Genomic DNA, 11,235 nt, shown 5'->3' on the forward strand with positions numbered 1-11,235 from the left:
GCTCCCAACAGGCTGACGGCAGGGGTGTTACGAGGCGCTGATCCGGAACCGGGTGAAGGCCGCCGCTCCGGCGTGCCCCTGGCCGGGGGGCGCGAGGGCGAAGAGGCCGAGCAGGGCGCCGACCCAACGCCACGGGGTGGCGGCGAACACGGGACCGGACGGCCGGAAGCCGTCGCCCACGTCGGCGGAGAAGCGACAGCGTGCCCCCGCACCGATCTCGATCCGCAGCCGGGCCCGGCTCTCCGGGGCGGGCCGGGGGTGGGCGGCGTCGCGTTCGCCCTCCGCCACGGCCTCGGCGAACCGGTGCACGAGGTGGACCGTGCCGTCCGTGCCGCGCTGGAGTCCGATCCAGCCGAACGCGTCCCCGAGGACCGCGAGCCCGGCCCGGGCCCCGGGCTCGTCGCTGTCGAGCCGCAGCTCCACTTCGGCGGTGCAGGGTGTGCCGGGCAGCCGCTGGGTCAGCACATGGGGCAGTTTCCGCAGGTCGTGAGCGTCCTGCGAGCGTACGCAGGTCAGCCGCAGTCCGTCCCCGGAGTGCTGGGTGGCCCAGCCGTCGCCCGGGTTGGCCGTCCACTGCCACTGGCGGCCGTACCGTCCGCCGGGGAAGTCGTCGTCGGTGGCGGGTGCGGCGGGCGGCTGCGGCGGCAGGCCGGGCCGGGGGTGCTCGGCGACGGGCGCGCCGTCGTCCCCGAGCACCGGCCATTCTCCCCCGGGGCCCCAGCGCATCGGCTGGAGGTGGACGACCCGGCCGTGGGCGCCGCGCTGCTGGAAGTGCAGGAACCAGTCCTCGCCGGACGGGGTGCGCACCCAGCCGCCCTGGTGGGGGCCGTTGACGTCGGTGTCCTTCTGCTCCAGGACGATCCTCTCCTCGTACGGCCCGAAGAAGCCGCGCGAGCGGAAGGCGCCCTGCCAGCCGGTCTCCACGCCGCCGGCGGGGGCGAGGATCCAGAACCAGCCGTCGTGCCGGTAGAGCTTGGGGCCTTCGAGGGTGAACCAGCCGGGTATGCGGTCCCCGTCGACGATCACCTTGCCCTCGTCGAGGAGGCCGGTGCCGTCGGGGCGCATCCGGTGGCCGGTGAGGCGGTTCTTGACGCCGGAGCGGGACTTGGCCCAGGCGTGGACCAGGTAGGCCTCACCGGTCTCCTCGTCCCACAGGGGGCACGGGTCGATCAGGCCCTTGCCCGCCTTCAGCAGGTGCGGGCGGGTCCAGGGACCCCTGATCTGCGGGGCGTTGATCTGGAAGACGCCCTGGTCGGGGTCGCCCCAGAAGATCCAGAAGCGTTCGTCGTGATGTCTGAGGGAGGGGGCCCAGACGCCGCAGTCGTGGCGGGGTGTGGCGAACTCCTCGGCCGGTTCCAGGCGTTCCAGGGCGTGGCCGATCAGGGTCCAGTTGACCAGGTCGCGGGAGTGCAGGATCGGCAGGCCGGGGGCGCGGCCGAAGCTGGAGGCGGTCAGGTAGAAGTCGTCGCCGACGCGGACGACGTCCGGATCGGACCAGTCGGCGTTCAGGACCGGATTGCGGTAGGTCCCGGAGGTCACGGGCTCACCGCCTTGCGGACGAGGGACGCGGCGGCGTCGCGGTCGAGACGGCCGTCGGCGACGACGGTGACCACCCGGCGCACGACGGTCTCGCCCGGCGGGACGGGCACCCGTTCGCCGGACGCCAGGGAGGAGCCGACGCCGGGGTACTCCTCGGTGCGCACGAACCACGGGTCGCGGCGGGTCCGTTCGGTGGCACCGGCGAAGACCAGCGTCCAGGCGGTGCCCCGCAGGGCGAGCCAGTCGGCGGGGCGGCCGTGGACCGTCTCCTCGCCGTCGGCGACGGCCGTGAAGACCTCCGGCGCGGAGGGCTCCTTGCGGGCCCGCCAGAAGAATCCGCCGTAGGCGGCGCCCGGGCGCCCGTTGGTGGCGGGGCTGCCGATCGACAGCGGGTTCCCGGTGACGTTGGTGAGGGAGAACGTGAGGTCCAGCGCCCAGGCCCGGTCGGTGAGTTCGGTGGCCGCGACGGTCCGGCGTTCGCGCAGCAGTTCGCCGCCCGCGCTCATCCAGCGCAGCTCCTCCACGAAGCCGTCCGGGTCGCGCAGCTGGAAGGCGACGTGCCGCTGCGAGCCGTGGTTGTCGAGCTCGGTGGGGCCCTGGTCGCGGACGTAGGTGCGCCCGCCCCAGAAGTTGAACCCCTCGACGTCGGGAACGGCGACACCGACGCCGAGGTGGTGTGCGTGGTCGGCCGGGGCGAGTTCGGTCACGGCCGTGCCGCCCAGGGTGGTGACGGGGTGCAGGTAGGGGCGCGGGGAGAGCCGGGCCGGCAGCTCGGGGCGGGTGACGTACCGGCCGACCGGCCGGCCCGCGACGCGCAGGACCGCGGTGTCGTTGCTGGTCATCGGGTGCTCACCTCGTTCGACGGGGGCGTCCAGGGGGCGCCGAGCTCGGAGTAGAGGGAGAGGGTGTCGGCGGCGGCCGCGACGAGTCCGTCGATGCCCGGCACGACCCGGCGGTTCTCGCCGGGGATGCGGTGCCAGGCGGTGTCCGGCAGCGGTGCCGGGTCGGGAGCGGTCCGGATGGCCTCCACGACCTTCATGAAGGCGCCCGTCTCGTCCGGCGGGACGAGCAGGTCCACGCCGGTGGTGAGGTGCTCGGCGAGGTTCTCCAGCAGATCGGTGCGGCCGTGCTCGGACTCCTCCGGGCCGTGCCCGGCGCGCTGGAGCAGCACCCGGTCCTGCTTGTACCAGAAGGTGATCCGGCCGCTGCTGCCGTGCACCAGCACGTACGGCTCGTCCGCCTGCTCGGCGCACAGGGTCGCGGCGACGGTGACCGGGTGGCCCTGTGCGGTGGTGATCCGGACGCAGGAGGTGTCGTCGGACTCGATGGCGTTGGCGCGCAGTAGTTCGGTCTCGATGCCGGCGACGTCCTCGGCGCGGGTGCTGCCGCCCAGGGCGAGGGCGGTGGCGACGGCGTGGGCGAGGGGGTTGGTCAGTGCCCCGTCGATCACCTCGACGCCGTTCAGCCGCCGTCTGCCCGCCCAGGGCGCCCGCCGGAAGTAGTCCTCGTCGCGCACCCAGGCACCGGCGCCGCCGAGCCCGACGAGCGTGCCGATCGCGCCCTTCTCGATCAGCTCGCGGATGGCCGTCAGAGCGTGCGAGCCCAGCGACTGGAAGCCGATTTGGCAGACGACCCCGGCAGCGGCGACCCCGTCGGCCATCCGGCGGAACTCGGCGTAGGAAGGGGCGGGCGGCTTCTCCAGGAGAAGGTGCACGCCCCGCTCGGCCGCCGTGAGGGCCAGGTCGGTGTGGGTCGGGATCGGTGTGCAGATCACCGCGACCCGGGCGCCGGTGGCGTCCAGCAGGGCGCCGAAGTCGGCGGACTGCTCGGGAGCGCCCAGGTCGCCCAGTTCCTCCTCGGTCAGCGGTGTCAGCTCACAGATCCCGACGAGCCGGACGATGCCCTTCTTCTGCAGGCGGCGGATGTTCTCGACGTGCCAGCGGCCGTGCCCGCGGGCCCCGGCGAGGACGACGGGCAGGGGCGTGCTCGGGCGGTCGTTCAGGGGTTCGCTCATGGAGTCGATCATGGGACCGGTCATGGGATCCTCCCCGCACCCGCGCCGCGGGCCACCGCCCGGTCGGCGCGGCCGATGTCCCGGGCCTCGGCGTGCGCCGGCACGCAGAGCACCCCCGGCAGCCCGGCCGCGACGGCCGGTCGTCCAGCCCTCATCCCTTCACCGCCCCCGCGCTGAAGCCGGTGATCAGCCACTTCTGGATGAAGGCGAACACGATCACGACCGGCACGGCCGCGATGATGCCGCCCGCGGCGAGCGCGCCCAGGTCGACGCTGTCGGCGCTCATCAGCGAGTTGAGGCCGACGGGGATCGTCTGCTTGTCCTGGTTGTTCAGGAACATCAGGGCGAACAGGAAGTGGTTCCAGGAGTGGACGAAGGCGAACGAGCCGACGGCGATCAGACCGGGCCGCAGCAGCGGCAGCACCACGATCCGGAAGGCCGTCATGCGGTTGCAGCCGTCGACCCAGGCCGCCTCCTCCAGGGAGTACGGCACGTTCTTGATGAAGTTGCTGATGAGGATCATCGACAACGGCAGCTGGAAGACCGTCTCGGCGAGGATGACGCTGCCGAGCGAGTTGATCATCTGGAGTTCGGCGAAGATCTCGAACAGCGGCACCAGCAGCAGCGCGCCCGGCACGAACTGGGAGCAGAGCAGGGCCAGCATGAACGCCCGCTTGACCTTGAAGTCGAACCGGGCGAGGGCGTAGCCGCCGGCCAGCGCGACGAGCGTCGTCATGAGCAGCGTGGCGACGCCGACGAGCACACTGTTGCCGAAGTAGGTGCCGAAGCTGCGCTCCGTCCAGACCTTCTCGAAGTGGTCGAAGGTCATCGGCCAGGGCACGAGCGAGGTCGAGCCGGCCGGGCGCAGCGAGAAGAGCAGGATCCAGTAGAAGGGGACGAGGGTGAAGAGGAGGTAGATGCCCAGGGGCAGGTAGATCTGCCAGCGGGGCGCCTCGTCCCAGGCGCGGTGGCCCTTGGCGGGGCGCGGTGGTTCGGGGGTGGCACGCACGGGGGCGGGCGCGGCCTTGGTGGCTTCCTTGACGCTCACTTGCTCTCGCCTCCGAACTTGCTCAGCCGCAGGTAGACCATCGAGCAGAAGAGCAGGATCACGAACGCCACCGTGGTCAGGGCCGACGCGTAGCCGAAGTTGTGGGCGTCGACGGATGTGTTGGCGATGTACAGCGGCAGCGTGGTCGTCTCGCCCGCGGGTCCGCCGCCGGTCAGGGTGTAGAGCAGGTCGACGTTGTTGAACTCCCAGACCGCGCGCAGCAGCGTGGACAGGATGATGGCGTCCTTCAGGTGCGGCAGGGTGATGTGCCAGAACTGCTTGATGCGGCCGGCGCCGTCGACCTCGGCGGCCTCGTAGAGGTCCTTCGAGACGGACTGGAGGTCGGCGAGGATGAGGATCGCGAAGAACGGCACCCCGCGCCACAGGTCGGCCACGACCGCCGCCGGGAACACCGTGGAGGTGTCCGACAGCCAGCTGGTGCCGTAGGAGCCGATGCCCAGGTCGGCGAGGTAACGGGTGATGCCCGTCTGGGAGTTGTAGAGCAGCACCCAGATCGCGGAGGTCAGCACGCCGGAGACGGCCCACGGGGAGAAGACCAGGGCGCGTCCCAGGCCCCGGCCCACGAAGGTCTGGTTGACGATCAGGGCGAGCGCGAGACCGAACAGCAGCTGGAGTCCGACCTCGACGACGACCCACTTGGCGCTGAAGACCAGGGTGTCCCAGAAGACGGGGTCCTTGGTGAAGGCGTGGATGAAGTTGTCGAAACCCGCGTAGCCGTTCCGCCACGGCTTGGTGGGGTTGTAGTTCTGCAGGCTGTAGTAGAAGACGCTGATGACCGGGTAGGCGATGAAGCCCAGCATCAGCAGGGCGGCCGGTGCGATCAGCAGGTACGGGAGCCTGCGCGGCGTGGCGGAGGCCCGGCGCCGCCGGGGTGGCGCGGGCGGTTTCGCCACGGCTGCGGCTTGGGCCATGACAGGGTCTCCGATCTGGGTACGGCTTGCGTTCGTGGGGCGGAAAGCGCTTTCTCGCTGTGCTGGGGTGCCACTTGAGGTGCTGGGGTGCCACTTGAGGTGCTGGGGTGCCACTTGAGGTGTGCGTGGCGGGTGCGGGGCCGCTGCGGCTGGTCGCGTCCACGCGGCGGAGCCGCACAGCGACACGGCCCGCACCCCTCGGGTGGGTGCAGTCAGCCTGCGTAGGGATCCGGGGCCTGGCCCGGCCTTGCCAGGAACTCGAAGTCGCAGCCGGTGTCGGCCTGGGTGATCTGGTCGTTGTAGAGGGCGCCGTAGCCGCGTTCGCAGCGGGTGGGCGGTGGGGTCCAGTCCTTGCGGCGGCTCTCCAACTCCTCATCGCTGATGTTGAGTTGAAGGGAGCGCTCCTCGACGTCCAGGGTGATCGAGTCGCCACTGCGGACCAGGGCCAGCGGGCCGCCGACGTACGACTCGGGCGCGATGTGCAGGGCGCACGCGCCGTAGCTCGTGCCGCTCATCCGGGCGTCGGAGATCCGGACCATGTCCCGTACGCCCTCCTTCAGCAGGCGGTCGGGGATCGGCAGCATGCCGTACTCGGGCATGCCCGGTCCGCCCTTGGGGCCCGAGTTGCGCAGCACCAGCACGCTGTCGGCGGTGATGTCCAGCCCGGGGTCGTTGATCGTGCGCTGCATGGTCTTGTAGTCGTCGAAGACGACCGCGGGACCGGTGTGCTTGAGCAGGCGCGGCTCGGCGGCGATGTGCTTGATGACCGCGCCGTCGGGGCAGAGGTTGCCGCGCAGCACGGCGACCCCGCCCTCGGCGGCGACCGGGTTCTTGCGGGTGCGGATGACGTCGTCGTCGTGGACGACGGCACCCTCGATCTGCTCCCCCAGGGTTCCGTTGACGGTGGGCCGGTCCAGGTGCAGCAGGTCGGTGATCCGCGAGAGGAAGGCGGGCAGACCGCCGGCGAAGTGGAAGTCCTCCATGAGGTACGTCTGTCCGCCGGGGCGGACGTTGGCGAGCACCGGCACGGTCCGGGCGATGCGGTCGAAGTCGTCGAGGGTGAGGGCGACCTGGCAGCGCCCCGCCATGGCGATCAGGTGGATCACGGCGTTGGTGGAGCCGCCGAGCCCGAGGACCGTGGTGACGGCGTCCTCGAAGGCCTCGCGGGTGAGGATCCGGGACGGCCGGAGCGCGGTCCAGGCGAGCTCCACGGCACGGCGTCCGGAGGCGGCGGCCATCCGCTCGTGCCCGGAGTCGACGGCCGGGATCGAGGAGGCGCCCGGCAGCGTCATGCCGAGGGCCTCCGCCGCCGCGGTCATGGTCGACGCGGTCCCCATGGTCATGCAGTGACCGGGCGACCGGGCCAACCCGCCCTGCAACTCCCGCAGTTCGCAGTCGGTCAGGTTCCCCGCGCGATGCTCGTCCCAGTACTTCCACATGTCGGTGCCGGACCCGAGGGTCTCGCCGCGCCAGTGGCCCGGCAGCATCGGCCCCGCGGGTACGAAGAGGGACGGTACGTCGGCCGAGGCCGCGCCCATGAGCAGCGCGGGCGTCGACTTGTCGCAGCCGCCGAGCAGCACCGCCGCGTCGACGGGATACGAGCGCAGCAGCTCCTCCGTCTCCATCGCGAGCAGGTTGCGGTAGAGCATCGGGGTCGGCTTCTGGTACGTCTCGGAGAGCGTGGCGACCGGGAACTCCAGCGGGAAGCCTCCCGCCTGCCACACCCCCCGCTTGACCGCCTCGGCCCGCTCGCGCAGGTGGACGTGGCAGGGGTTGATGTCGGACCAGGTGTTCAGGACGGCGATCACCGGGCGGCCCCGGTACTCCTCCGCCTCGTAACCGAGCTGGCGCATCCGGGCGTTGTGCGACCAGGTGCGCAACTGCCCCTCGACGCCGTACCACCGGTGGCTCCTGAGCTCTTCGGGGAGCAGCCTGCCGGTCATATCGACCACCCCGCGGCGATCGCGGCGACCTCGGCCCGCCCGCTCTCCGGCAGCGGCCTGCTCGGCGGGCGGACCTCGCGGCGGCACAGCCCGAGGGAGGCGAGGGCCTCCTTGACGACGGTGACGTTGTCGGCGGAGCCGTTGGCCGCGCGCAGTTCCTCGAAGCGGCGGATCTGTTCCCAGACCTTCATGGCGGCCCGGTAGTCGCCGGAGCGCAGCGCCTCGATCATGTTCAGCGAGACGGCCGGGGCGACGTTCACCAGCCCCGAGGTGAAGCCGGTGGCACCGGCGGAGAAGTAGGAGGGGGCGTACGGTTCGGCGAGCCCCGCCACCCACACGAACCGCTCAAGCCCCGCGTCCCTGGCGAACGCGGCGAACCTGGCCGCGTCGGGGACGGCGTACTTCACGCCGATCACGTTCGGGCAGGTGTCGGCGAGTTCGGCGAGGCGGGCGCCGGTGAGCTGCGCGTTGCGGATGTACGGCACCACGCCCAGCTCGGGCACGGCCTCGGCGACGGCACGGTGGTAGTCGACCCAGCCGGCCTGGGAGACGTACGGGTGGACCGGCTGGTGGACCATCACCATCTGGGCTCCGAGCTCCCGGGCGTGCCGGGCGGAGGCGACGGCGGTGGGGATGTCGTGTCCGACGCCGACCAGGACGACGGCCCGCTCGCCGGCCTCGTCGATCGTCAGCTCCGTGACGAGCCGGCGCTCTTCGGGGGTCAGGGCGTAGAACTCACCGGTGTTGCCGTTCGGGGTGAGGGTCGTGATGCCGCCGTCGAGCAGGCGGCGCAGCAGGGCCCGGTGGGTGTCCTGCGCGACGGAGCCGTCCTCGGCGAACGGGGTCACCGGGATCGCCACCACGTCGGCCAGGGCCGCCCGCTGGGTCTCGAACGCGACGCTGCTCATTCCTGACCTTCCTGTTCCAGTCCTGCCTTGGGGAAAGCGCGCTGCACGAAGGACGCGATGTGGGAGTGCAGGGCACGCGCCGCGCCGTCGGCGTCACCGTCGAGCGCGAGCCGCAGGATCTCCCGGTGCTCGCCGGCCTCGCGCTCCCAGGAGGGGGAGGCGGCCCAGGCGACGGCGGAGACCAGGGCGGCCTGGTCGCGGACCTCGTCGAGCATCCGGCCGAGCAGCGGATTGCCGCACGGCAGGTACAGGGCGCGGTGGAACTCCCGGTTGGCGAGGGAGCGTTCGGCGGTGTCGGTGGCGGCGTCGGCCCTGGTCAGCGCCTCGCGGGCGACGTCCAGGGAGGCGCCGCGCCGCACGGCGCGCCGCAGCGCCTCCGGCTCCAGCAGCAGCCGGACGTCGTAGACCTCGCGCGCCATGTCCGCGTCCACCAGGCGCACGGTGACGCCCTTGTACTGGCTCATCACGACCAGCCCGGTCCCGGCGAGGGTCTTGAGCGCCTCGCGCACCGGGGTCTTCGACACGCCGAACTGCGCGGCGAGTTCTGTCTCGACCAGCGCCTGTCCCGGCGTCAGCTGCCCGGTGAGGATGCGGTGTTTGATCCCCTCCAGCACGTACTGCGTGCGGGAGGGGATCGGCGTGGGCACAGAGGTCATGTGCGCCTCTCGGATCTCGCGTCTCGGTGGATCGCGTATCGGATCTCGCGTATCGCGTCTCATATATGACGTACGAAGTACGACGCGATGACGGTAGGAGGGCGCACAGGCTTCGTCAATGCTTTCGACAAAGAAACAGCAATCGCTTTCTACGGTTGGGACGCCCACTCCGGGTCCCGCCCGCTGAGCCCCACGGCCCGGGCCAGCAGGGATGCCTCCGGCCCGACGGGGACGACGGGTCCGAAGATGGCGCCGCGGCCCGGGTCGTCGACGGACGCCGCGAGGAAGTCGTGGCAGACCCGCAGCGCGGCCGGATCGGGCTCGTAGCGCTGACGGGTGGCGCGGGCGAGGTCCCAGCCGTGGACGACCAGTTCGTCGGTGGCGACCAGACCCGCGATCTCGCCGGGCAGGTCGACGCCGCCGGCGCGGGTCATGCCGGTCCGGGCGGCCGGATCGCGCCAGGCCTCGGCCAGTTCGGCGAGGACCTTGGGCAGCTCCTCGCGCCAGCCGGGCGCGAGGTCCGGGAGCGCGGACTGGGGGCTGGTGTCGGTGGTGACGCCCAGGTCCTTGCGGCCGGCGTCGCGGAAGGCCACGGCCAGCCCCGCGAGGTGGCCGAGCAGGTGGCGCACCTCGTACTCGGGACAGGGGGTCGGGCCGGACAGCTGCTCGTCGGTGACGCCGGCGACCAGCCGCGTCAGCTCCTCCGTCTGGGGTCCGAGGTCGAGGGTCGTACCGGTCGTGTCGGTCATGCGGGCTCCTCAGCAGTGTGGTCCTGGAAGGTGGACCGACGCCGGCAACGGAACTCATCGCCGGCCCGCCCACGGGGGCCACTTCTAAGGCACCTGCCCGATCCGTTCCCCCGGTCCTCAGCCCCACGATGACCAGGCATGACGACCAAGACGACCTGGACGCTCCTGCGCGTCCTGCGCGACCGTGACGCCGGCCTCTGCCTCGCGGGGGTGGTGGTCTCCGGCTTCGGCACCTCCGCCCTGTGGCTGGCCTCGGGCGTGTGGGTCAAGGACCTCACCGGCTCCGACGGCCTGGCCGCGCTGTGCACGCTCGCCCTGTGGCTGCCGACCCGGCCGGGCCGCTGCTGGGCACGCTCGCCGACCTCCCCCGGTCTCGGCTTCGCTCGACCGGGCGGTGCCCCCATCGCCGCAAGCCGCTGCTGATCGGCGTGAACCTGCTGCTCGGGGCCCTCCTGCTCACCCTGGTGACCGTCGACGCACCGGGCGGCCTCTGGCTGATGTACGGGGTGCTGTTCGTGTACGGGGCGGCGGGCGTCGTCCACGACGCGGCCGAGTCGGCGTTCGTGGCGACCGCCGTCGACCGGTCCCTGCTCGGCGACTTCAACGGCCTGCGCATGACCGCCGCCGAAGGCATGAAACTCCTGGCCCCACTGGCGGGCGCGGGCCTGTACGCGGCGTACGGCGGCGCGGGTGTCGCCCTCCTGGACGCGGCGACGTTCGTGCTGGCCGCAGGCCTGTACGCGGCGCTGCGCGGGCGGGAGGACGAGCCCGTCCTGCCCCGGGACGGCCACGGGCGGGGGACGACCGGGGGTGTCCGCCACCTGTGGGCGCACCCGGTGCTGCGCCCCCTGGTCCTGGCGGGCGGCGCCACCATGCTGTGCGCCGGCGTGAACGGCGCGCTGGTCTACGCCGTCGTCGACGGCCTCGGGCACTCCCCCGCGTACGCCGGTGTGCTCTACGCCGTGCAGGGCGCCGGGTCGGTCGCGGCCGGGCTGCTGTCCGGCGCCGCCCTGCGCCGGCTGGGGGCCCGGCGTTTCGGGGCGTACGGCATCGCCCTGCTGGCGCTCGCGGTGGCGCTGCGGGCGGTGCCGTCCGACCCGGTGGCGCTCGTGTGCAGCGCGGCGATCGGCGCGGGACTGCCCGCCGTGCTGATCGCCGCGCTGACGTCCGTGCAGCGCGAGACGCCCGGTGTGCTGCTGGGCCGGGTCACGGCCACCGCCCACACGCTGGTGTACGCGCCGAACGTGGCCGGGCTGGCCGCCGGGGCGGCCCTGGTCGAGCTGGTGGGCCACCGGCCGGTGCTGGTGGCCCTGGGCGCGGCCCTGCTGGTGACGGCGGCGGCGCTGTGCGCTCCCGCGGCCGAAGCCGTCCCCGGCCGGTGATGGCCACCCACCGCCTCAGCGCCCGGCGAGGGCGGAACGGACCGTGCCAGTGACCCTCGGCGCG

The 11,235-nt window shown here is 72.5% G+C and carries 10 protein-coding genes and 1 pseudogene; 1 reads left to right on the top strand and 10 read right to left on the bottom strand.

Annotated elements, in window-relative coordinates:
- Positions 1-27 precede the first annotated feature (27 nt).
- The 10 genes from GTY56_RS01645 to GTY56_RS01685 all read right to left on the bottom strand — a co-directional run bounded on the left by GTY56_RS01645 (position 28) and on the right by GTY56_RS01685 (position 9,789).
- Positions 28-1,539, bottom strand: a complete 1,512-nt coding sequence (locus GTY56_RS01645; RefSeq protein WP_161361761.1) for a family 43 glycosylhydrolase — start codon at positions 1,537-1,539, stop codon at positions 28-30.
- Complete coding sequence (locus tag GTY56_RS01650; RefSeq protein WP_161361763.1) at positions 1,536-2,381, bottom strand: DUF6807 domain-containing protein; 846 nt, start codon at positions 2,379-2,381, stop codon at positions 1,536-1,538. The genes GTY56_RS01645 and GTY56_RS01650 overlap by 4 nt, the downstream gene beginning before the upstream one ends.
- Positions 2,378-3,577 (bottom strand): Gfo/Idh/MocA family protein, encoded by a 1,200-nt coding sequence (locus tag GTY56_RS01655; protein ID WP_202509612.1) that lies wholly within the window; start codon positions 3,575-3,577, stop codon positions 2,378-2,380. The genes GTY56_RS01650 and GTY56_RS01655 overlap by 4 nt, the downstream gene beginning before the upstream one ends.
- The gene (locus GTY56_RS41055; RefSeq protein WP_272923331.1) at positions 3,574-3,708 is read right to left on the bottom strand and encodes a hypothetical protein; all 135 of its coding nucleotides are present in this window, start codon (positions 3,706-3,708) and stop codon (positions 3,574-3,576) included. The genes GTY56_RS01655 and GTY56_RS41055 overlap by 4 nt, the downstream gene beginning before the upstream one ends.
- Entirely contained in the window at positions 3,705-4,601 is an 897-nt protein-coding gene (locus tag GTY56_RS01660) for a carbohydrate ABC transporter permease (protein WP_161361765.1), read from the bottom strand. The genes GTY56_RS41055 and GTY56_RS01660 overlap by 4 nt, the downstream gene beginning before the upstream one ends.
- Positions 4,598-5,533, bottom strand: a complete 936-nt coding sequence (locus tag GTY56_RS01665) for a carbohydrate ABC transporter permease (protein ID WP_161361767.1) — start codon at positions 5,531-5,533, stop codon at positions 4,598-4,600. Before GTY56_RS01665 ends, GTY56_RS01660 begins: the two co-directional genes overlap by 4 nt.
- A 212-nt stretch (positions 5,534-5,745) precedes the next feature.
- The gene (gene araD / locus GTY56_RS01670) at positions 5,746-7,476 is read right to left on the bottom strand and encodes an L-arabinonate dehydratase (RefSeq protein WP_161361769.1); all 1,731 of its coding nucleotides are present in this window, start codon (positions 7,474-7,476) and stop codon (positions 5,746-5,748) included.
- A complete protein-coding gene (locus tag GTY56_RS01675) occupies positions 7,473-8,384 on the bottom strand; it encodes a dihydrodipicolinate synthase family protein (RefSeq protein ID WP_161361771.1) in 912 nt (303 codons plus the stop codon). Before GTY56_RS01675 ends, araD begins: the two co-directional genes overlap by 4 nt.
- The gene (locus tag GTY56_RS01680) at positions 8,381-9,040 is read right to left on the bottom strand and encodes a GntR family transcriptional regulator (RefSeq protein WP_161361773.1); all 660 of its coding nucleotides are present in this window, start codon (positions 9,038-9,040) and stop codon (positions 8,381-8,383) included. Before GTY56_RS01680 ends, GTY56_RS01675 begins: the two co-directional genes overlap by 4 nt.
- A gap of 149 nt (positions 9,041-9,189) precedes the next feature.
- A complete protein-coding gene (locus GTY56_RS01685) occupies positions 9,190-9,789 on the bottom strand; it encodes a TIGR03086 family metal-binding protein (RefSeq protein WP_161361775.1) in 600 nt (199 codons plus the stop codon).
- Between the two features lie 138 nt (positions 9,790-9,927).
- Between GTY56_RS01685 and GTY56_RS01690 the strand changes: the two are divergent.
- Positions 9,928-11,171, top strand: a pseudogene (locus GTY56_RS01690) (MFS transporter).
- Positions 11,172-11,235 lie beyond the last annotated feature (64 nt).

It is taken from the genome of Streptomyces sp. SID5643 (genome assembly GCF_009872555.1).
Classification (GTDB): Bacteria; Actinomycetota; Actinomycetes; order Streptomycetales; family Streptomycetaceae; genus Streptomyces; species Streptomyces iakyrus.